This window comes from Enterobacter sp. N5-15 (genome assembly GCF_057221635.1).
The window spans coordinates 2,578,467-2,599,121 of sequence record NZ_CM170150.1 but is presented as its reverse complement, the minus strand read 5'-3'; the positions used below and the strand labels follow the sequence as shown (position 1 = coordinate 2,599,121).

Below are 20,655 nucleotides of genomic sequence, written 5' to 3'. Positions count from 1 at the left end.
TGTATTACGGCAACAAACCCTGAATATTATCTGTGTATTCTAGCAAATGCAGGATTTAACGATTTTCGCTTTTGTGTCCTTGGTATTCTCTCCATCAATGAGTAGATCAAACTTTTGGCGAAAAAATTGCGAGAAATTGTTTCTGGAGCGCATAAATACGCACTTCCGCTCTCGACGACACGGGATGTGATGCCTATTATGCATAGGTTTCGCATTATTCATGGGGGAGAGAGCATGCGCTCAGCATTTTTGGTAGGGTGTGCCGCATTATTGTTGTCGGCATGTAGCAGTGAGCCAGTCCAGCAGGCAACGGCAGCCCACGTGGCGCCGGGAATGAAGGCGGCGATGTCCAGTTCTGGCCAGGCCAACTGCGCAATGATTGGCGGTTCGCTGTCTGTCGCCCGCCAGCTTGATGGTTCTGCTATTGGGATGTGCGCTTTGCCAAACGGCAAACGCTGTAGTGAACAGTCGCTTGCCGTTGGAAGCTGCGGTAACTACTGATTATTCTGCACGCTTAAACATCAGCGTTTTATCGGCTGTCGCCAGGGTTAACTGGTCCTCAGTCAGGTCGACCTGCGCCCCTTTGCGCAGCATGTCGCCGATGGCCTGATCCAGCTCATTCAGCTGCGGTTCAGTACAGAGCTTGCGCGTCATGGCCAGCGTTTTAACCTTAAGCTCGCCTTCGGACAATTTCCCCTGTCCGTTGAAGCGGTTACACATCTGGCCAGAAACGCTGATGTTATTAACCAGGCTGATATCTGGCAGCGCGCTAAAACCAATCTCAGGTTGCGTTGTCGAGGTCTTTACGGCCTTACCGTTTACATTTTCCAGCACAAAGCGGTGGTTTTTAAGTTGCTCCGGCTGTACGGAGGCTTTACCCGGATTAACGCACCCGGTAAGGACAAGACTAATAACACTTAACGCAATGAGCTTTTTCATTTTTCTTCTCAAACTATAAATACTGTGAATCTTTCCAGTGTAACGATACTCTGCCGTGCGTTAATGGGGTTTATCTGAAAGTGCGGGGGTAAGTACCGGGCAACGCAGCGGTTGCCCGGAATGGCGTTAATGCGATTTAAACCCAGCCGCCGTCATCAGCATACGGAAGAGCATACTGACAGCAGCCAGCGCCAGTACGCTGCCTCCCCAGATAACGGCCAGCCACAGTAATCTTTTCCAGACCGGTTGTTGCATCAGTGATAACCCTCCCCATGCTGAACTTTGCCGCGAAATACGTAGTAGCTCCAGAAGGTGTAGACCAGAATAACGGGAATGATCAACAGCGCGCCCACCAGCATAAAGCCCTGGCTTTGAGTCGGTGCGGCGGCCTGCCACAGGGTGATCGACGGCGGAATGATATGCGGCCAGATGCTGATCCCAAGCCCGCTAAAGCCGAGGAATATCAGCCCCAGCGTCAGGATAAACGGACGGCTATGGCTGTCGGGATTATTCAGGCAGCGCCACTGGTACAGGCTAAAAATCACCACCAGGGCGGGGACCGGCAGCAGATAAAACAGATTCGGCAGCGTAAACCAGCGCGCAGCGATGGCCGGTTGCGCCAGCGGCGTCCAGAGGCTGATCGCCGCGATAAACGCCAGCAGCACGATTAACAGCGTTTTCGAAACCTCACGCATCCGCTGCTGCAGCGCGTTTTCGCTTTTCATCACCAGCCAGGTAGAGCCTAACAGCGCGTAAGCCACCACCAGCCCCGCGCCGCAAAACAGGTTAAACGCGGTAAACCAGTCAAAGGGGCCGCCGGTATAGGCCCGACCGGTGACGGTAAAGCCGTTAATGACGGCGCCTACCGTCACGCCCTGGGTAAACGTTGCCAGAATTGAACCGCCTATAAACGCCTTATCCCAGAAGGGGCGGTGGGCCGGTGTGGCTTTAAAGCGAAACTCAAATGCCACCCCGCGGAAAATAAGTCCGATCAGCATTAACGTCAGCGGAATGGTGAGAGCATCAACGATCACCGCATACGCCAGCGGGAATGCGCCGAACAGCGCGGCACCGCCAAGCACCAGCCAGGTTTCATTTCCGTCCCAGACCGGCGCGACGCTGTTGACCATCACGTCGCGATCGTCGGCGTTTTGCGTTGCCGGGAACAGAATACCGATCCCCAGATCAAAACCGTCCATCACGATATACATCAGCGTGGCAAAGACGATAATGACAAACCAGATAATGGAAAGATCGATACCCATTATGGCTGCTCCTTATGTTCAGTTGTGACGGCAGAAAGCGGGCGCGCCGGACGTCCGTCGGACTCGGTGGCGAATGATTCATGCGGCTGCGGGCCTTTTCGAATGAGGCGCACCATATAGCTGTAACCCACGCCGAATACCGAGGTATAGACGACGAAGAAGGCCAGCAGGCTAACGCTCATGTGCAGGTCACCGTGGGCAGACACCGCATCCTTCGTTCGCTGGAGTCCGTAGACCACCCACGGCTGGCGGCCCACTTCGGTAGTGATCCACCCGGCCAGGATGGCAATCAGCCCGGTTGGCCCCATCAGCAGCGCAAACCACAGGAAAGGGCGCGACGAATACACGCGTTTTTTGTAGCGCAGCCAGAGTGCCGTCACCCCGAGCAGCAGCATCAGCATGCCCAGGCCCGCCATAATGCGGAATGACCAGAAGACGATGGTGGAATTCGGACGGTCTTCCTTCGGAAACTCTTTGAGGGCCGGAACCTGTTTATCCAGGCTGTGCGTCAGGATAAGGCTCCCCAGCGCCGGGATCTCCAGCCCAAAGCGGGTGCGCTCCTGTTCCATATCCGGCCAGCCAAACAGCAGCAGCGGGGTAGGCTCACCCGGCGGATTTTCCCAGTGGCCTTCAATGGCGGCAATCTTGGCGGGCTGGTGCTTTAAGGTGTTTAACCCGTGCATATCGCCAACCATGGCCTGGATGGGGGCGACAATCAGCGTCATCCACAGCGCCATCGAAAACATCGCGCGGATAGCAGGGGTATTATTCCCGCGCAGCAGATGCCATGCCGCCGATGCGCCCACAAACAGGGCGCTGCTCAGGAATGCGGCTATCGACATATGCAGCAGGCGGTAAGGGAAGGAGGGGTTAAACACCACGGCGAACCAGTCCACCGGTACCACCTGACCGTTGACGATCTCGTAGCCCTGCGGGGTTTGCATCCAGCTGTTCGACGAGAGGATCCAGAAGGTGGAGATAATGGTGCCCAGCGCCACCATGCAGGTGGCGAAGAAGTGCAGACCCGGCCCGACCTTGTTCCAGCCAAACAGCATCACGCCGAGGAACCCGGCTTCGAGGAAGAAGGCGGTGAGCACTTCATAGGTCAGCAGCGGGCCGGTAATGCTGCCCGCAAACTGTGAAAATCCGCTCCAGTTGGTGCCAAACTGGTAGGCCATCACCAGCCCGGAGACCACGCCCATGCCAAAGTTGACGGCAAAAATCTTCGACCAGAAATGGTACAGCGAGCGCCAGACCGGATTTTTTGTTTTCAGCCACAGCCCTTCGAGTACGGCAAGATAGCTTGCCAGGCCGATGGTGATGGCCGGGAAAATAATGTGAAAGGATACGGTAAAGGCAAACTGTATCCGTGCAAGGTGAAAAGCATCCAAACCAAACATGCAAAACTCCGCGATGTAATTATGTCGATGCCATTCTAAGCCGCGCCAGCTCTGGGTTGCAGAAACAGACCTGTGTTATTTATCTATAACAGTTCTCTTGCCTGCCTGTGTGGTTGCTCGTGTTGGGCGGTAATATTTCCGCCCAGGAGAGGTTCATTTTCGTAATGCCCAGAGGTAAATCAACATGGCATTGAGCAAAAATGAAAAGATGAAAAGCAATAGTGTATAGCTTTCACTCCATTCAAGTTCAGTTACAAAGCCAAAATGTCTGGTGAAGAGACGATAAAGTAATACATCGGGCATGAAGAAACATACAAGGGAGTAAATAACAAACAGCATCAATGTTTCAATAACCCAGGTCAGGACATGCTTTTTTGCATTCATCAATATACCTGTATTGTTCCAAGTGCATCTAAGCCAGCAGCAACTTTAAACGTGCCGGATGCTAGCAGACCATGCATCAGTATTCTGTAATGGGAGTGATTTGGTAACGTAATACATCCATTACTAATTCCGGACTGTCCCGCAGGGTGTAACCGAAAAGAACCGCGTTCAACATTATTGATAAAAGTTCTGTCGTCAATGTGAGTATCATGGCGGTAAAGAGCAAACCAAAAGTCACGGTTTGAACCGCTTTCTAACCCTTTGATTGCGTCATGCCAATGAGTACCAAACCCGCCTCGTGGACGTGTTACGATATAATAAAGCCCTGGGGGTAAGGGGCCCACCTCAGGAGTCGCAACGGCATCAGGATTATTTCTGTTATTCCCCGAGTTTCCTGAATACGCGGGGAAAAAGCCTAAGCCAGGGCAGTTCAAAGTGGAAAGCTGATAGCCATTCAAATGAAAAGTACACCGAATCATCTGTCTTTCCACTCGTCAGAAAAAATAATATTACCGTCGCAGTGCTTCCAGGTTATTTTTTCGTAACGCAGTGCGACACTTTCCAGATGGTTATGTTTCTCTGTTGCCGGGTTTTTAACGTCGTGCATGAGTGGACATATAGATACCACCTTGACATTCTCTAGCTGCATATTGAAGTATTCAACCTCCTGCCCGGAATCGCTGATTTTATACCACTTAAATTCCGCACTTTTCAGCGTCTGACCTTTTGCAACGGCTTTGTAGAGATAGGGGCTGGAACTGTCGAATTCCTTCTCAAAAACGAGGGCTGAATGAATACGGGTACCAGTAATTTTCCCCGTCATGTTATCTGTTGGCAGATGCAGTCCATGACCGAATCCCAACACCTCAATACTTCCTTCCCGATCTTGTACATCAACAGCGCCTTTGATATCTGCGCCGCCATCATCTTTCAGCCAAAGGTATGCTGGAATGGCCATCTCAAACTCCTTTTTTCATTAACAATTCGTGTTTAACGAATGTTAATACTCCCTGTGAGTTCAGGTTATTAGGCAAAAAGTGTCATGCAAAATATTTATATTTCATTGATTTATAAGTATTTTATTTGTAATTGACCTAACCTATAGTTAGTGCCAGCCTTAGTGTTTCTGAATAAAAACTGTATTTTTATGATTTTTACGCATAAAACCGCTTGTCTTGTCGTCTGCGTCGTGCGTTAATGGTCTTCTGGTTTTGAGTCCAAATAAATATCTGACGTAGTTTTATAAAGCAGTTCTCATCACGTTGTGCCTCTCCGCAGCCTCTCTTGGGTCTTTATCTACTTTCCGATTCGTTTTGTTTAAAACCATTATTGCCCAATCGGCCCATTAGTAATTTACGTTTTACGTTTCAGGAGAATCCTATGACTTCTTATATTCATTTTCGCTGCCCATGCTGTCATGGCTCGCAGTACCGTACCTCAGTCTTTGACATGTCTGAGAAAAACCCACTCGGCGCGAAATGCATCTTTTGCAAATCGTCGATGATTACGCTCGATCACCTGGCCGCTGCGCGTCAGGCGCAAAGCCACGTTACCGAGTACCGTAAGTAATTCATTTCGCGAACTATAACAGTTAGCTAAATCTTCTCTTTTTCTCCTGCTGATATACACTGTCGGTCATAAGGAGAATCTGATGAAAAAATACCAGCGTCTGGCGCAACAAATTATCTCGCAGATTGAGCTTGGCGTATGGCTGCCGGGCGATAAGCTGCCTTCGCTGCGAGAGCAGGTGGCGAGCAGCGGCATGAGTTTTATGACCGTTGGCCACGCGTATCAGATGCTGGAAAGTCAGGGGCGCATTGTCGCCAGACCGCAGTCGGGCTATTACGTTGCCTCGCGCCCGACTGCACAACAGCCTGCTCCACCTGCCCAGGTGATGCGTGACGAAGTGGTGGATATTAACACCTACATCTTCGACGTCTTACAGGCCAGCCGCGACCCGTCCGTAGTTCCTTTTGCCTCCGCGTTTCCCGATCCCCGACTTTTCCCGCTGCAGCAGCTCAACCGCTCGCTGGCGAACGTCAGCAAAACCGCGACGGCGATGAGCGTGATTGAGAACCTGCCGCCGGGTAACGTCGATCTTCGCCACGCCATTGCTCGTCGCTACGCGCAGCAGGGAATGAACATCTCCCCGGAAGAGATCGTGATCACCGCAGGCGCGCTTGAAGCGCTCAATCTCAGCCTGCAGGCGGTGACCGAGCCGGGCGACTGGGTGATAGTCGAAAACCCGTGTTTCTACGGCGCGCTGCAGGCGCTGGAACGCCTGAAGCTTAAAGCGTTGTCGATTGCGACGGATGTCCGCGAGGGGATTGACCTGAATGCCCTTGAACAGGCGCTGAATGAGTACCCGGTTAAAGCCTGCTGGGTCATGACCAACAGTCAGAACCCGCTTGGCTTCACGCTGAGCGCGGAGAAAAAAGCGCAGCTTGTGGCGCTGTTAACGCAGCACAATGTCCCCCTAATTGAAGACGATGTCTACAGCGAGCTCTATTTTGGCCGCGAAAAGCCGCTCCCGGCGAAAGCATGGGATCGTCAGGACATGACGCTGCACTGCTCGTCCTTTTCAAAATGTCTGGTGGCCGGTTTTCGCATCGGCTGGGTCGCGGCAGGAAAACACGCGCGACGCATCCAGCAGCTGCAGCTGATGAGCACGCTCTCAACCAGCTCTCCCGTGCAGCTGGCGCTGGTGGATTACCTGGCGACTAAACGCTACGACGCCCATCTGCGTCGACTGCGGCGTACGCTCGCCGAGCGAAAGCAGCAGGCCTGGCAGTCTCTTCTGCGCCATATGCCTGCCGGCGTCAAAATCCACCATAACGACAGCGGCTACTTTTTATGGCTGGAGCTTCCGGCGCAGCTGGATGCGGGGCTGCTGAGCGAAAAAGCCTTAACGCACCACATCAGCATTGCCCCCGGAAAGATGTTTTCCACCTCTGACGCATGGACACCGTTCTTTCGTTTTAATACCTCCTGGGCCTGGGGAGAGCGAGAAGAGCAGGCGGTCATTCAGTTAGGAAAATTAATTAGCGCGATGCTGGAATAAACTTTTCTGCGTTATTTAAATAATCAATTCTTATCCTGATGACGGCACGGCGAATATTTCGCGGTGCCCAGTCATAGGAAATCTGCATAGCGTCTCTCGCGGCTAACTCCTTGTCTATAATCCAGTTAACAGGGAATGCGCCCTCGGTCACACCTTGATGAAATTTCCTGAAGCCGTACGGTGCGGCGCATTTGCGCGGTCTACGTTTAATAAGGGAGATATTTTTACGGCACGGCTGCCGCTAAATTTCATTGCGACAGGAGTAACTCTTATGAGCAAACATTTTGCCCGCAGCAGCCTGTGCGCGCTCGGCATGACTATCATGACAGCGCAAGCCGCAGAACCACCAAAGGCCATCGGCGACGGGGAAGGTCGGCTGGATATTATCGCCTGGCCGGGATACATCGAACGCGGACAGACGGATAAAAATTATGACTGGGTCACCCAGTTTGAAAAAGAGACCGGGTGTGCGGTCAACGTCAAAACGGCGGCCACGTCGGATGAAATGGTCAGCCTGATGGCGAAAGGGGGATATGACCTGGTTACCGCCTCGGGTGATGCCTCCCTGCGCCTGATCATGGGGAAACGCGTTCAGCCCATTAACCCCGACCTCATCCCCAACTGGAAAACCCTCGACGCGCGGATTGTGAAAGGGGAATGGTTTAACGTCGGCGGTAAAGTCTACGGCACGCCGTATCAGTGGGGGCCAAACCTGCTGATGTACAACACCAAAACCTTCCCGACGCCACCGGACAGCTGGAGCGTGGTCTTTACCAAACAGGATCTGCCTGACGGTAAAACCAACCTGGGACGCGTGCAGGCGTACGACGGCCCGATTTATATCGCCGATGCCGCGCTGTTCGTTAAAGCCACGCAGCCGCAGCTGGGGATCAAAGACCCTTACCAGCTCACCGAAAAACAGTATGCCGCCGTGCTCAAGGTGCTTCGCGACCAGCATGCGCTGATCCACCGTTACTGGCATGACACCACCGTCCAGATGAGCGACTTTAAAAATGAAGGCGTCGTGGCCTCCAGCGCCTGGCCGTATCAGGCGAATGCGCTGAAGGCTGAGAACCAGCCCATTGCTACCGTCTTCCCGAAGGAGGGGGTGACCGGCTGGGCGGACACCACCATGCTGCACGCGCAGGCAAAACACCCGATGTGCGCCTACAAATGGATGAACTGGTCGCTGACGCCTAAAGTGCAGGGCGATCTGGCGGCATGGTTTGGCTCCCTGCCCGTGGTTGCAGAAGGGTGTAAGGCCAGCACGCTGCTGGGTGATAAAGGCTGCGAAACAAACGGTTATAACGAGTTCGACAAAATCTTGTTCTGGAAAACCCCCATCGCAGAAGGCGGCAAATTTGTCCCTTACAGCCGCTGGACGCAGGATTACATCGCCATCATGGGCGGTCGTTAATTGCCCGGGAGCAGAACATGACGTACGCGGTAGAGTTTAACAATGTTTCCCGTCTGTACGGCGACGTACGGGCGGTGGATGGGGTCACCATTGCTATTCGTGACGGAGAGTTTTTCTCCATGCTGGGGCCTTCGGGCTCCGGCAAAACCACCTGCCTGCGTCTGATTGCCGGCTTTGAGCAGCTGTCAGGCGGCACGATTTCTATCTTCGGCAAAGAGGCGAGCGCGCTGCCGCCGTGGGAGCGGGATGTGAACACCGTCTTTCAGGACTACGCGCTGTTCCCGCATATGTCGATCCTCGACAATGTCGCCTACGGGCTGATGGTCAAAGGCATCGACAAGAAAAAACGCCATACGCAGGCCCGTGATGCCCTGGAAAAAGTGGGCCTGAGCTTTGCGGTTGCCCGCAAACCTTCGCAACTTTCTGGCGGCCAGCGGCAGCGTGTCGCCATCGCCCGCGCGCTGGTCAATGAGCCGCGCGTCCTGCTGCTGGACGAACCCCTGGGTGCGCTCGATCTCAAACTGCGTGAACAGATGCAGTTCGAGCTGAAGAAGCTTCAGCAGGAACTCGGTATCACCTTTATTTTTGTCACCCACGATCAGGGCGAGGCCCTTTCCATGTCAGACCGGGTGGCGGTGTTCAATAACGGGCGCATCGAGCAGGTGGACACCCCGCGCGATCTCTACATGCGTCCGCGCACGCCGTTTGTCGCCGGTTTTGTCGGCACCTCTAACGTCTTCGATGCGGGCCTTGCGCAGAAAATATGCGGCATGGAAGGCAGCTATTCCCTGCGTCCGGAACATATTCGCCTTGATGAGGGCGGAGACGTTCAGGTACAGGGCATCGTGCAGGCCGTTCAGTATCAGGGGGCGGCCACGCGGCTGGAGCTGAAACTCGCCGATGGTGCCAAGCTGCTGGTGAGCCAGGCTAATCTCAGTGAAACCTCGCCGCTGAGCGGCATTGCGCCGGGGCAGGCCGTCACGGCGTCGTGGTCACGCGAGGCGATGATTCGCCTGCTCGAGGAGAGGTGAAATGGATATGAGCGTTGCGCATCCTCCCGCCTCGCGCGGCCGCTTAAGCCGCATGACGGCGCTGTTCTGGCGTAAACCGTCGCTCGGCCTGTTCCTGCTTCTGCTCGCGCCGCTGATGTGGTTTGGCATCGTCTATTTAGGATCGCTTCTGACCCTGCTGTGGCAAGGGTTCTACACCTTTGACGATTTCACCATGGCCGTCACGCCGGATCTGACCCTGGCGAACATTCAGGCGCTTTTCAACCCGGCCAACTACGACATCATCCTGCGCACGCTAACGATGGCGATTGCGGTGACGATTGCCAGCGCCATCCTGGCATTCCCGATGGCGTGGTACATGGCGCGATACACCCACGGCAAGTGGAAAGCGTTTTTCTATATCGCTGTAATGCTGCCAATGTGGGCGAGCTACATCGTCAAAGCCTACGCCTGGACGCTGCTGCTGGCGAAGGACGGGGTGGCGCAGTGGTTTCTCAACCATATGGGGCTGGAGCCGATCCTGACCTCACTCCTTACGCTCCCGGCGATTGGCGGCAACACCTTGTCCACCTCCGGGCTGGGACGGTTTCTGGTCTTCGTCTACATCTGGCTGCCGTTTATGATCCTGCCGGTCCAGGCGGCGCTGGAACGCCTGCCTGCCTCGCTACTGCAGGCCTCAGCCGACCTTGGCGCGCGTCCTCGCCAGACCTTCCGCTATGTCGTTCTGCCGCTGGCGATCCCGGGTATTGCGGCAGGCTCAATATTCACCTTTTCCCTGACGCTGGGGGATTTCATCGTTCCACAGCTGGTGGGGCCGCCGGGCTATTTCATCGGCAATATGGTTTATTCTCAGCAGGGGGCTATCGGCAATATGCCGATGGCCGCCGCGTTCACGCTGGTACCCATCGTGCTGATTTCACTCTATCTGGCGTTCGTGAAACGTCTGGGAGCATTCGATGCACTCTGAACGCGCACCGCTGTTCCTGAAAGTGGCAGCCTGGGGAGGCGTCATCTTCCTGCACTTCCCGCTGCTGATTATCGCGACCTATGCCTTTAACACCGAAGACGCGGCCTTCAGCTTTCCGCCGCAGGGGCTGACGCTGAAGTGGTTTAGCGTGGCCGCGGGGCGCGGCGATATTATTGAATCCGTGACGTTGTCACTTCAGATTGCGTCGCTATCCACCGCAATTGCCCTTGTGCTTGGCACGCTTGCTGCAGCGGCGCTGTGGCGAAGCGAGTTTTTTGGCAAGAATGCGATCTCACTGCTGCTGCTGTTGCCAATTGCGTTGCCGGGGATCATCACCGGCCTGGCGCTGCTGACCGCATTCAAAACGATCGACCTTGAGCCGGGGTTTTTCACCATCGTGGTCGGACACGCCACCTTTTGCGTGGTGGTGGTGTTTAACAACGTAATTGCCCGGTTCAGACGCACCTCCTGGAGCCTGGTGGAAGCGTCGATGGATCTCGGGGCCGACGGATGGCAAACCTTCCGCTATGTGGTGCTGCCCAATCTGGGTTCCGCGCTGCTGGCCGGAGGAATGCTGGCGTTTGCCCTGTCGTTTGACGAGATAATCGTCACAACGTTTACGGCGGGACACGAACGCACGTTACCGCTGTGGTTGCTCAATCAGCTCGGTCGTCCGCGCGACGTGCCGGTCACTAACGTCGTTGCGCTGCTGGTGATGCTGGTGACAACTATCCCCATTCTGGGAGCCTGGTGGCTAACCCGCGACGGTGAGAACATCGCCGGCAGCGGGAAATAACAGTGAATTCAACAGGAAAATGCTATGCAAACACAACTGCTGATAGAGGGAAAACTGGTAACCGGAGAGGGAGAAAAACAGCCGGTCTATAACCCGGCCACTGGAGAGCTCCTGCTGGAAATTGCTGAGGCGTCAGCGGCTCAGGTCGACGCGGCGGTTCAGGCGGCCGACCATGCTTTTGTGGAGTGGGGACAAACCACACCGAAAACCCGTGCCGAGTGCCTGCTGAAGCTGGCGGATGCGATTGAAGCGCATGGGGAGGACTTTGCCCGGCTCGAATCCCTCAACTGCGGCAAGCCGCTGCACTGTGCTCTGGGCGATGAAATTCCGGCGGTGGTCGACGTTTTCCGTTTCTTTGCCGGGGCCGCCCGCTGTCTGAACGGGCTGGCCGCCGGGGAGTACCTTGACGGCCACACGTCTATGATCCGCCGCGATCCGGTGGGCGTGGTTGCCTCTATTGCCCCCTGGAACTACCCGCTGATGATGGCAGCCTGGAAACTGGCGCCCGCCCTGGCGGCAGGTAACTGCGTAGTGATTAAGCCCTCCGAGATCACGCCGCTGACCGCGCTGAAGCTGGGAGAGCTGGCAAAAGATATCTTCCCGGCAGGCGTTCTGAACGTCCTGTTTGGCCGGGGGAAAACGGTCGGCGATCCGCTTACCGGACATGAAAAAGTTCGTATGGTCTCGCTGACCGGTTCGATTGCTACCGGGGAACATATCATCGGCCATACGGCGTCCTCCATTAAACGTACCCACATGGAGCTGGGCGGTAAAGCGCCGGTTATCGTCTTTGATGATGCCGACCTGGATGCGGTTGTCGAAGGGGTGCGGACGTTTGGTTTCTACAATGCCGGGCAGGACTGTACGGCCGCCTGCCGTATTTATGCCCAGAAGGGCATTTATGCCGCGCTGGTGGAAAAGCTGGGCGCAGCGGTCGCCAGCCTTAAAATGGGTGCGCCGGAGGATGCCTCGACCGAACTGGGCCCGCTCAGCTCGGCCGCCCATCTTTCACGCGTCTGTAAGGCCGTCGATGACGCGAAAGCGCTCGGCCATATCCGCGTCGTCACGGGCGGGAGCAAAAAAGAGGGGGCAGGCTACTACTTCCAGCCAACCCTGCTGGCGGGGGCAAAACAGGACGACGCCATCGTTCAGCGCGAGGTGTTTGGCCCCGTGGTGAGCGTTACCGAGTTTGACGACGAGGCGCAGGTGCTGGCCTGGGCGAACGATTCGCAGTATGGACTGGCATCATCGGTCTGGACCAAAGACGTGGGCCGCGCCCATCGCCTGAGTGCGCGCCTGCAGTACGGCTGCACCTGGGTGAATACCCATTTTATGCTGGTGAGCGAAATGCCGCACGGCGGCATGAAATTATCCGGCTACGGCAAAGACATGTCGGTCTACGGGCTTGAGGATTATACGATTGTCCGGCATGTGATGATCAAACATTAAGCCCGTCATGCCTGGTCGCATTCGCGGCCAGGCGTTCGCCACGCCCGCCATGAGTGTTATGCAAGATACTCAATTGTTATTATCCATTAATTTTAAGTGGTTATTCTGTAACGAAAAAACTTGATCTGTATCAACATATGACGCATATTGCGTGCGGTTATTTTTTCGGCTCTGGTATACAGAATGACGTTGTATCAAAAGATGTTGGTTTTTTACGCAATCATGGCTTCCATCTGCGCATTAATTACCTGGTTCCTCTCCAAAGACCGCAAACGTATCCGCCTGCTCAGCGCTTTTCTGGTGGGGTCAACCTGGCCAATGAGCTTTCCCGTTGCGCTGCTGGTCTCGCTTTTCTGAAGCACGCTTCCATTTTTAAAAGATGAATATGGCATTCCAGATACGATAACTGTATAAATACACAGTGCATCGTAAAAGGAGTGCTTATGAACAGTTTTTACTCGCAGCAGGCCGGCTGTACCGTGCGCTGGCATGACCTGCCCGGCACCGGCGATCCCGTGGTGTTCATTCACGGGCTGGGCTGCGCCTCTTCCTATGAATATCCCCGTGTCGTTCATGACCCGCTGTTTGGCGCGCGCAGAGCGATTCTCATCGATTTGCCCGGCAGCGGCTACAGCGACAAGCCTGAGCACTACAGCTATAAAACCACCGACCAGGCGCACGTTGTGGCGGAACTGATTGACCACCTTCAACTGGATGCCTTCTGGTTATACGGACACAGCATGGGCGGCAGCATCGCTATCGAAACGGCGGGGCTGCTGGCCTCGCGCGTGAAGGGGCTGATGGTGTCAGAGCCCAATTTTCATGCGGGGGGAGGGATGTTTAGCCGGTCTATTGCAGCGCAAACCGAGCAGCAGTTTCTGAACCAGGGCTATGACGCCATGCTCAGCGCGGAAAAAACGGCGTGGGCGGGGTGTCTGCGGAGCAATGCGCCGTATGCCGTCTGGCGGGGCGCATCGAGCCTGGTGGCGGGCGTTGAGCCCGAATGGGAAGCGCTGTTCCTGTCACTTCCTTGCCCGGTAACGTTGATTTTCGGCGAGCTGTCTCTGCCGGATGACGATGTGGATAATCTGAAGCAAAAGGGCGTTGAGGTAAAAATTATCCCTGCGGCGGGGCATTCAATGTCATGGGAAAACCCGTCTGCGCTGGCACAGACCTTAGCCGGGTGTATGACGGAGTGATGAGCGCAAAAGTTTCGCCCGGCGGCGCTACGCTTGCACGGGCCTACAACGATGAAGAGTGTAGGCCGGGTAAGCGGCAGCGCCACCCGGCAAGAAATGCGGCTACATTGTTAATCAGTGTTTAGCGTAATAATGCGTGCAAGGCCTGACGAGCGTCAGGCTGAACATCATGCGGGTGCTGGTAATCAATGTTCTCTATCGCGCGGCTATAGAGGGCGACCAGCCAGTCGTAAACGTACGCGGTAGCCGCATGCACAGGCTGTTCCCCCAGTCGCATCAAGCGGGGCTCAGCGCTGCTGACCACCGGCGTAACGAAGATTGCCTGGCCCTTGCGGATGCGGCTTGCCGGACGTACCGCCACGGGCGTCTGGTCGTAACCCAGCCAGCCAATGAAATTGCCCATCACGGCATGCAGCTGTGCAGCGCTGCTTTTATCCGCTTCGACGATACGCTGAAGCTGTTGAGGCAGTTCAAGCCGGTAGCTGGTGACCACCAGGACATCTGCGATTTGCTGTAACACCGCAGGTTCCAGCCCAAGACGGACGGCCGCGGCCTCATTGCGGCTCCACTGGCGCAGATGATTTATCCAGACTCTGTGCGCCAGTCGCGCTTTGTCTTTTGTCTGGAACAGGCCGTTGCTTTCCTGCGCATTCTCGGCAAACAGGTCAATGGTGTCCGTAAACAGCCCGTTCACCTGCTCCTCGCGAGGCTGCTGAACGGCGAGCAGCGTTTCAAAGGCTTTCAGCGGCGGCAGCAGGCCTTCAAGCAGCTCACCGTGGCGGGCGGCGCTATTTTGCAGCGTGCGCACCATGCTTTCGGCCTGAGCACGTCTTGTCCCCGGTTCCTCAACCAGCGGCGCAAGATAGCTTTGCATCAGCGATGAGAGCTCCTGTCGCAGCAGGCCTTTCAGCGTGCTGAGACGCTTGTGTCGCTGCGCGGGCAGCGTGGCCTGAGAGAGCCACTCGATGACGCGCTGCATGCTGTGGCTGTCCAGCGCCTGCAGCGTGCCCCAGCGTAAACCCGGCTTTCCGAGCAGATGCTGTACGGCTTCATCGAGATTCTGCCGGGTGGTAAAGCGGGCGTCATGGGGGGTAATCGCCCACACCAGACCCGGAAGGGCAGACTCTTCAGCAGGCTGCGTCTCCTTCACCCATTTCATCAATACTTTTGCTTTTTTGGCCGTCTGTTCGTGCTGCGCCGTCGCATTACAAATCACCAGCACATCAGGCTGAAGCTGCTGACGGTAATGCTCGAGCAGCCACTGGGATTTCGCCTGGCGTAGCGGGTCGGCACGGTTATCTTCAAAAACCGGAATATCAATAATATCGATGTTATCCAGCGTGCCGTTCTCAACCGGCAGCACCAGCTCGCGGGTCAGGAAGGCCAGCACATCAACGGGGATGCTGATGGCGTTAAGCATTTCACCGCTGTTCAGCGGATGAAGCAGCGTCTCCTGCGCGTCCTGAAGGTCTAACGTGCCGTCGTGCGTCAGGAACCCTTCACCCGGCAGCCCAAAGCTGTCCACCAGCAGGCTAAGCGGGGCAGCAAGCTCACCGGCATGGCTGGTCTGGTGCAGCACATGGGCCAGTTTTAACCACTGCTGGGTCAACTCCTGCTGCTCGCCCCACAGCAGCGACCAGACGCTGGCCCGCGTGCTGAGATCGAGCGATGGTACCAACTGGGCAAATTCATGCCACAGGGCATCGTCAATTTGCTGTTTCGCGGCGGGTACGGTGCTTTGCCAGAAGCGGGCAATCGCACCCACTTCCTGACCCGTGATGCCGGGCACGCCCTGCGGCTGGCGCAGCCCGCGCCATTTCTCCAGACGTGTTTCAATGACCGCCTTATCCACGGCGCGCATCTGCGGATGGAGGGTCGTGCGGGCAATAAACAGCTGTACCAGCTCGGCCTCGGTGACCAGACGCAGACGCAGCGGGAACGCCTCATCAGCCACCTCCGGGTTATCCCGGGTGAAGCGGACGGCCATGTTGGTGAGGGCATGTCCCGGATTGATATGCGAAAAATAGTCAAAGGTGCGCTGGCCCGGCGTCACGTTCAGGCGTCCATTACCGCTGCCGCACAGAGACAACAGCAGATGTGCTTTCGCGCTCTGCGAATGACCGTAAAGCCCAATGCTGCTCTGGCGGGACATGGCGCGTTCAATGGCCTGCTCCCGCGCCTGCGCCGCGTTGATGCGAGCAAGCAGGGCGTCAGCATCGTTATCCAGCACAGGGGCGTTCAGGCGCGTCTCATTAATCCACCCGATTAAGGCCTGAGTGGTGGTCGTCGTCGCTGTCATTTCAGGTATACGCTCCCGCTGTCGATCCAGTAGTGGCTACCGCTGTGTCGGCGATCGGCCAAAGTATTCAGTTTGAAGGTTAATGCGTCAGGCGCAACCGGCGTGCCGTCCTGCAGCCAGGCATCGCTCAGCTCGAAGGCCTCCGGGCCTTCCTGCTTGCTGCCGCCGCAGAGTTTAAGCCGCACGTTCAGCACGCCGTCACCGGCAATGGCTTTCGCCAGTTCAGCCGAGTTAATGCTGAGCGTGTAGAGCGGCGTGGCGGGCCAGCGCGCGTTCGCCAGCTGGCGGAAGCCGAGAGTGACGTTACCGCGCAGCGGGAAGTGCAGGCGTGCGTCGAGCTTCGCGCCGGGTTTATCAAGATCGATATCCTGATACCAGACGTTTTCCTCGCGCAGGGTATTGACGGTGTTATCCAGCACGCCGAGATACCGCACGGTTGAATACGCGCCAATGTCCGCGGCTTTAAAGTTGAAGCGCGGCAGACGCAGGTCGAGCGCCAGGCTGCAGAGCATGGCCCCCACCGCGGCCGTCGATTTCGGGTTGCCAATGCGCCCCTGCTGGCTGAACGGATACCACTCGTGCACCTGGTATTTATCCAGCCAGACGATGCGGTTGACCGGCACCGGCTGCAGATGACGAATGAGCGCCTGAACGCCAGGCAGGCAGCCGGGGCGCCCGGTGATCAGCAGAATATCGCAGCTGTAATGGGATATCGCCTCACACACCGCGTGAAGCGGCGAGGCCAGCGTAAACTGCCCGCCGAGCATCGCATCCTGCATTTCGCGGAAATTCACGTGCAGCGGCACGGCGAAGAGGTCAAACGCGTCTGAACCCGCCGGCAGGGCATGATCGATCGCCTGCTGCAGGTAATTCATCACGTTACGGGTCGGCTTCTGCGGAAGGAGATCGCCAAAGGTGGCATGCAGACCGGCCAGCGGATCGTCAACGTCGCTCGATTCCCACGCGGCAAGAATGGCATGGCCAATTGGCATAAAGAGCTGAAGCGCCGTTTGCTGGCGGAGTACGGCCTGGGTATCAATGCGTCCGGAGTCGCCGAACAGCGACGCCATCAGCAGCGAGGCGTCCGCGATGCCGGATTTCTGCAGCTGCGTTTGCAGGGCAGGCAGCACGTAGCGCTGAATCACGTCCAGAAGCGTATCGTCACCCGCAACCTTAAAGCCTTCGCGGAACAGCAGCTGTGGGGTGATCTTGACGTTATTGCCGGAACCGTCATCCAGCTGATAATGGGTGATCGCCATATCCGTTGTGCCGCCGCCGATGTCGATGGACGCGACGCGCAGCGCGCGGCCCGGCTGGCTACCCGGCTCAGGCTCACGGTCCGGGCGAGCCAGGGACGCGAAGAAGGCTTCGGTCTGACCGCCAAAGCGGGAGATCGCTTCGTTATACAGCCAGACCAGTTGACCACAGCTGGCTTCATCCCACTCCATCTGGATTTCAGGCACCGGCACCACGCTTTTATCCTGCTGTTTGCGGGTGACAAAGTCCTCATCCTGCGGGTGCCATCCCATCGCTTTCCAGACGATGGCGATGGCTTCAAACATGCGGCGACGGAAAATCTCGCGCTCCTGCTTTGGCATGGCCGAGGGCAGCGTCAGGATCAGGGTGCGCAGCTGGCGCGGCGACGCCGGGAAGCCCAGACGCAGGCGCGTGGCGACACTGTTGATCTGCCCCAGCGCCTGCGCCAGCAGCTCGCAAAGCATGTGCGTCATCAGGGTGCTGCGGCTGTACTGCGGCGAGAAGACCGGCAGCCGCTCGTCCTGCGGCAGCGTGAAGAGCGGCTCTCCGTCATCGTTCATCAGGTTCATCAGCGGAAACGCGGTGGCAAGCGGTTCACGCTGGGTTTTGCTGTTCATCTGGCTAAAGCGCCAGTCCTGTACGACCGGCGTTTCATCCCACAGATAGCGGCGCGGGCTGGAGATGCCGCTATTGCCTTCCGTTCCCAGACGCTGCATCGCCAGCTTGCGGGCTTCATCGCCGACGCGAACAATCGACGGCCAGACAAAGGCGTCTTCGCGACCGCTTTCAACCGAGAAGTGCTGCTTGCCAAAACGCGCTTCCGAAAACTCGAGACGGCTGGTGAACAGCGGCTCGTTCAGGAACTGCGGCTCGCTTAACGAGCGTACCTGCAGCTCGGCGGTCTGGCGCAGTCCATCGTTGGCGTCGCCGTGGTCTTCAATAATGACGCCGCAGGTGTGGGTATTGCCCACGTCGAGGATCAGGTCGACCGGAATGGCAGGCGTGCTGAGCGTGTGGGTAACAAATTTCACTTCCGGCACGGTAAGCTGTTCACCGAGCATGGTCATCAGGTTGAGCCAGTGGGCCTGATATTCAAAACCGCGCATCGCCTGCTGGAGATCGCGTTCCGAGCGGTTTTCAACGCCGTCGGCATACTGGGTAAATGCCTCGCGCAGCCAGCCGTCAATCCAGGTCTGGTCGAGGAAACTTTCGACCTCATTGTCTCGCCAGGCCAGCGCGAAACGGGTCCCGTTCAGAATATCGTTTTCAACCGGAGACAGGGCGGACGTGGCGTGTTCAGCTATCTGGCTGTCGAGGGCGAGGGTGACGCGGTGCGTATTGCCTGCCGTATCGGGTGTATCCAGCCTGCGCACCTGAACGCGGGCCCAGTTATCCGGCCCCTCAACAAAGGTTCGCGGTGGGTTGAAGCGCAGGAACGGAACCGGAAGCCAGACGCCGTCCAGCACCGTCAGAGACTGATGCAGCGGGATGGTGGTTTCCGGTTTGACCACTTCAGGCTGCCCGCCGTTCGTCCCCGGCACGGTATAACGTCCGTTGACCAGGTCGAAATCGAGTCGCAAAAGCGGGCCGTTCGCGGTTTTACGTACGAAGCGCCCGTTGCTGGCGGTGTCCTGCGGCGTCAGACCGAAATCAAGGAACTGCACGCCGCTGTTGGCAATAAGCGTGACGCTTTGTTTATAGTCGCAAAGATTAACCAGCATAGGATCAGGCACCTGCTTTCTTGAACGTCAGAGGGACGACGGTATTGGCATCATAACGGGCGCGACATTCTGCGATATCGCTGGCGCCTGCTTTACAGGCAACCTCCGGCATCGGGTAGCGGGAGCCGTCGGTGCAGCGGGCAGTACCGCGACTTTTAATCATCAGCTCGCCGTTGCTGTGCAGCCCGGAGAAGACCTCCGCGCGGCAGACAACGTTGTCGCCATGGACAACCCGGGCGAAACCTTTGTTGTTCTGAATTTGATAGCGCATTGACGGCGGCTTGCCGGTGACCGGATCTTTCACGTCGAGAACCGCACGCCAGGTGCCGTTCAGGAAACGCGTCGATCCCGCTTTTACCTGATTCGCTTCCATTACCATGGCATCTTTCGGGATGGCGACAATCACCACCGGGGCGGGCTGTGGCGCAGGAACGGGTGCAGGCTCTTTTTCTTTGCTTGCCAGGACCTCAGCCTGATGCAGCGGTAACTTCATTGCCAGCGGCTCAACCGCTTTGATCGGCTTAGGCGCAATCTCGACGGGCACAGGCGCGGGCGCCGGGGCGGGCTCAGCGGAAGGCGACTGTTTTGGCCACAGCAGCGGTGCGGCAACGGCGGCAACGATCGCGACGGCAACCGGCAGCGTCCACAGGGGAACGCGGCGCTTTTTCGCGACGATCGGCACAGCCTGTTCCTGAACGGGTTGCGCCACGACCGGGGCTGGCTCTGGCTCATACAGGTCTTCCGGCGTAATGCGCACCACCGTGGAAGGGGCGATCAGCGGCTCGTCGGCGTGTTCAAAGGCCACGACCGGTTCTGGCTCGGGTTCTGGTTCAGGATCTTCAATGACAACGGGGGTAGGCTCAGGGACCAGCGATTCACGCAGGCAGTCGAGGACATCATCGCGCGCATTCTCGTTCAGGTTTACAAACCCCCAGAAGCTGATGACCGGCTTTCCGTCCACCAGAAAGAGGAAGTTTTCACCCGGGAACTGAAACGCCTTCGACAGCAGAGAACCAAAAAGCTGCTGCGCGGTTTTGGGGGACTGGAGGCATTTCTTGCTTAACGACTCGACGCTGGCCAGCGTGTTTTCCAGATAGCGCAGGGCGCGATAACGGTCATCTTCATCGGCCGCTTTCCAGCTGGTTACGCTCCCTTCCACAGGGGAATACCAGTCCACGCGGTCACCGCTGTCGTTGACCTGAGGAATAGCCAGACAGTCGACGATGGCCTGTTGTTTGCGCAACCGGAGCGCTTCCCGGATTTGTAACGCTGATTCAAAAACGGCTTGTCCGCCGCCGCCAACGGCCTGAAAGTCATCCAGGTTACCGCTGCGTAAAAGAGTTTTTGCCACGATTTGATCCCATATACTTCTTCACACCGTTACTTTAACGAAACGAGGAAGCAACCAAACGGGGGAAGAGACGCTAAAAGGGCCGATTTCTTGCGGCATAGAAAGTGACGGTTGTGCTTGACGAATAATGGCCCTTAAGG

19 protein-coding genes are annotated in these 20,655 nt (G+C 56.8%); 10 read left to right on the top strand and 9 right to left on the bottom strand.

Going from position 1 to position 20,655, the window contains the following annotated elements:
• Positions 1-234: 234 nt before the first annotated feature.
• Positions 235-501: a putative hemolysin gene (locus AC2TE5_RS12360; protein ID WP_032658293.1), complete on the top strand. Its 267-nt coding sequence runs from the start codon at positions 235-237 to the stop codon at positions 499-501.
• On the opposite strand, the gene hslJ is transcribed toward AC2TE5_RS12360, so the two are convergent.
• The 6 genes from hslJ to AC2TE5_RS12330 all read right to left on the bottom strand — a co-directional run bounded on the left by hslJ (position 502) and on the right by AC2TE5_RS12330 (position 4,946).
• A complete protein-coding gene (gene hslJ, locus AC2TE5_RS12355; RefSeq protein ID WP_121423880.1) occupies positions 502-939 on the bottom strand; it encodes a heat shock protein HslJ in 438 nt (145 codons plus the stop codon).
• Positions 940-1,065: 126 nt separating this feature from the next.
• Complete coding sequence (locus tag AC2TE5_RS12350) at positions 1,066-1,194, bottom strand: DUF2474 domain-containing protein (RefSeq protein ID WP_045354196.1); 129 nt, start codon at positions 1,192-1,194, stop codon at positions 1,066-1,068.
• Positions 1,194-2,204: a cytochrome d ubiquinol oxidase subunit II gene (gene cydB, locus AC2TE5_RS12345; protein ID WP_148241787.1), complete on the bottom strand. Its 1,011-nt coding sequence runs from the start codon at positions 2,202-2,204 to the stop codon at positions 1,194-1,196. Before cydB ends, AC2TE5_RS12350 begins: the two co-directional genes overlap by 1 nt.
• Entirely contained in the window at positions 2,204-3,604 is a 1,401-nt protein-coding gene (locus AC2TE5_RS12340) for a cytochrome ubiquinol oxidase subunit I (protein ID WP_032647488.1), read from the bottom strand. The genes cydB and AC2TE5_RS12340 overlap by 1 nt, the downstream gene beginning before the upstream one ends.
• 383 nt (positions 3,605-3,987) lie before the next feature.
• Positions 3,988-4,467 (bottom strand): DUF2778 domain-containing protein, encoded by a 480-nt coding sequence (locus AC2TE5_RS12335; RefSeq protein ID WP_484611725.1) that lies wholly within the window; start codon positions 4,465-4,467, stop codon positions 3,988-3,990.
• Positions 4,464-4,946, bottom strand: a complete 483-nt coding sequence (locus AC2TE5_RS12330) for an Hcp family type VI secretion system effector (RefSeq protein ID WP_262769719.1) — start codon at positions 4,944-4,946, stop codon at positions 4,464-4,466. The genes AC2TE5_RS12335 and AC2TE5_RS12330 overlap by 4 nt, the downstream gene beginning before the upstream one ends.
• 422 nt (positions 4,947-5,368) lie before the next feature.
• Between AC2TE5_RS12330 and ymcF the strand changes: the two genes are divergently transcribed.
• From ymcF to AC2TE5_RS12285, 9 genes are all read left to right on the top strand, one after another.
• Positions 5,369-5,557, top strand: a complete 189-nt coding sequence (gene ymcF / locus AC2TE5_RS12325) for a cold shock small protein YmcF (protein ID WP_023335881.1) — start codon at positions 5,369-5,371, stop codon at positions 5,555-5,557.
• Positions 5,558-5,639: 82 nt separating this feature from the next.
• Positions 5,640-7,049 carry an aminotransferase-like domain-containing protein gene (locus tag AC2TE5_RS12320; RefSeq protein ID WP_213327655.1) on the top strand — a complete coding sequence of 470 codons (1,410 nt, stop codon included), beginning with the start codon at positions 5,640-5,642 and terminating at the stop codon, positions 7,047-7,049.
• Positions 7,050-7,320: 271 nt separating this feature from the next.
• Entirely contained in the window at positions 7,321-8,466 is a 1,146-nt protein-coding gene (gene ydcS / locus AC2TE5_RS12315) for a putative ABC transporter substrate-binding protein YdcS (protein WP_484611724.1), read from the top strand.
• Between the two features lie 17 nt (positions 8,467-8,483).
• Positions 8,484-9,497 carry an ABC transporter ATP-binding protein gene (locus tag AC2TE5_RS12310; RefSeq protein ID WP_484611723.1) on the top strand — a complete coding sequence of 338 codons (1,014 nt, stop codon included), beginning with the start codon at positions 8,484-8,486 and terminating at the stop codon, positions 9,495-9,497.
• Between the two features lie 7 nt (positions 9,498-9,504).
• Positions 9,505-10,443 (top strand): ABC transporter permease, encoded by a 939-nt coding sequence (locus tag AC2TE5_RS12305; protein ID WP_484613339.1) that lies wholly within the window; start codon positions 9,505-9,507, stop codon positions 10,441-10,443.
• The gene (locus AC2TE5_RS12300; protein WP_047060978.1) at positions 10,433-11,239 is read left to right on the top strand and encodes an ABC transporter permease; all 807 of its coding nucleotides are present in this window, start codon (positions 10,433-10,435) and stop codon (positions 11,237-11,239) included. Before AC2TE5_RS12305 ends, AC2TE5_RS12300 begins: the two co-directional genes overlap by 11 nt.
• A gap of 24 nt (positions 11,240-11,263) precedes the next feature.
• Positions 11,264-12,688 (top strand): aminobutyraldehyde dehydrogenase, encoded by a 1,425-nt coding sequence (gene patD, locus AC2TE5_RS12295; protein ID WP_484611722.1) that lies wholly within the window; start codon positions 11,264-11,266, stop codon positions 12,686-12,688.
• A gap of 183 nt (positions 12,689-12,871) precedes the next feature.
• Complete coding sequence (locus tag AC2TE5_RS12290; protein ID WP_013096478.1) at positions 12,872-13,045, top strand: GhoT/OrtT family toxin; 174 nt, start codon at positions 12,872-12,874, stop codon at positions 13,043-13,045.
• Between the two features lie 86 nt (positions 13,046-13,131).
• Positions 13,132-13,887 carry an alpha/beta fold hydrolase gene (locus AC2TE5_RS12285; RefSeq protein WP_484611721.1) on the top strand — a complete coding sequence of 252 codons (756 nt, stop codon included), beginning with the start codon at positions 13,132-13,134 and terminating at the stop codon, positions 13,885-13,887.
• A 121-nt stretch (positions 13,888-14,008) separates the two neighbouring features.
• Here AC2TE5_RS12285 and AC2TE5_RS12280 read toward each other — a convergent pair whose 3' ends face one another.
• From AC2TE5_RS12280 to AC2TE5_RS12270, 3 genes are read right to left on the bottom strand one after another with little or no spacing between them, the layout of a single operon-like run.
• A complete protein-coding gene (locus tag AC2TE5_RS12280) occupies positions 14,009-16,186 on the bottom strand; it encodes a virulence factor SrfC family protein (RefSeq protein WP_484611720.1) in 2,178 nt (725 codons plus the stop codon).
• Positions 16,183-19,164 carry a virulence factor SrfB gene (locus AC2TE5_RS12275; protein WP_484611719.1) on the bottom strand — a complete coding sequence of 994 codons (2,982 nt, stop codon included), beginning with the start codon at positions 19,162-19,164 and terminating at the stop codon, positions 16,183-16,185. Before AC2TE5_RS12275 ends, AC2TE5_RS12280 begins: the two co-directional genes overlap by 4 nt.
• A gap of 4 nt (positions 19,165-19,168) precedes the next feature.
• A complete protein-coding gene (locus AC2TE5_RS12270) occupies positions 19,169-20,515 on the bottom strand; it encodes an SrfA family protein (protein WP_484611718.1) in 1,347 nt (448 codons plus the stop codon).
• Positions 20,516-20,655 lie beyond the last annotated feature (140 nt).

Coding starts and splice junctions, on each gene's coding strand:
- patD (WP_484611722.1), top strand. CDS start 11,264: ATGCAAACACAACTGCTGATAGAGGGAAAACTGGTAACCGGAGAGGGA.
- AC2TE5_RS12340 (WP_032647488.1), bottom strand. CDS start 3,604: ATGTTTGGTTTGGATGCTTTTCACCTTGCACGGATACAGTTTGCCTTT.
- AC2TE5_RS12310 (WP_484611723.1), top strand. CDS start 8,484: ATGACGTACGCGGTAGAGTTTAACAATGTTTCCCGTCTGTACGGCGAC.
- AC2TE5_RS12285 (WP_484611721.1), top strand. CDS start 13,132: ATGAACAGTTTTTACTCGCAGCAGGCCGGCTGTACCGTGCGCTGGCAT.
- AC2TE5_RS12290 (WP_013096478.1), top strand. CDS start 12,872: ATGACGTTGTATCAAAAGATGTTGGTTTTTTACGCAATCATGGCTTCC.
- AC2TE5_RS12280 (WP_484611720.1), bottom strand. CDS start 16,186: ATGACAGCGACGACGACCACCACTCAGGCCTTAATCGGGTGGATTAAT.
- cydB (WP_148241787.1), bottom strand. CDS start 2,204: ATGGGTATCGATCTTTCCATTATCTGGTTTGTCATTATCGTCTTTGCC.
- AC2TE5_RS12300 (WP_047060978.1), top strand. CDS start 10,433: ATGCACTCTGAACGCGCACCGCTGTTCCTGAAAGTGGCAGCCTGGGGA.
- AC2TE5_RS12275 (WP_484611719.1), bottom strand. CDS start 19,164: ATGCTGGTTAATCTTTGCGACTATAAACAAAGCGTCACGCTTATTGCC.
- hslJ (WP_121423880.1), bottom strand. CDS start 939: ATGAAAAAGCTCATTGCGTTAAGTGTTATTAGTCTTGTCCTTACCGGG.
- ydcS (WP_484611724.1), top strand. CDS start 7,321: ATGAGCAAACATTTTGCCCGCAGCAGCCTGTGCGCGCTCGGCATGACT.
- ymcF (WP_023335881.1), top strand. CDS start 5,369: ATGACTTCTTATATTCATTTTCGCTGCCCATGCTGTCATGGCTCGCAG.
- AC2TE5_RS12305 (WP_484613339.1), top strand. CDS start 9,505: ATGAGCGTTGCGCATCCTCCCGCCTCGCGCGGCCGCTTAAGCCGCATG.
- AC2TE5_RS12335 (WP_484611725.1), bottom strand. CDS start 4,467: ATGATTCGGTGTACTTTTCATTTGAATGGCTATCAGCTTTCCACTTTG.
- AC2TE5_RS12350 (WP_045354196.1), bottom strand. CDS start 1,194: ATGCAACAACCGGTCTGGAAAAGATTACTGTGGCTGGCCGTTATCTGG.
- AC2TE5_RS12360 (WP_032658293.1), top strand. CDS start 235: ATGCGCTCAGCATTTTTGGTAGGGTGTGCCGCATTATTGTTGTCGGCA.
- AC2TE5_RS12320 (WP_213327655.1), top strand. CDS start 5,640: ATGAAAAAATACCAGCGTCTGGCGCAACAAATTATCTCGCAGATTGAG.
- AC2TE5_RS12330 (WP_262769719.1), bottom strand. CDS start 4,946: ATGGCCATTCCAGCATACCTTTGGCTGAAAGATGATGGCGGCGCAGAT.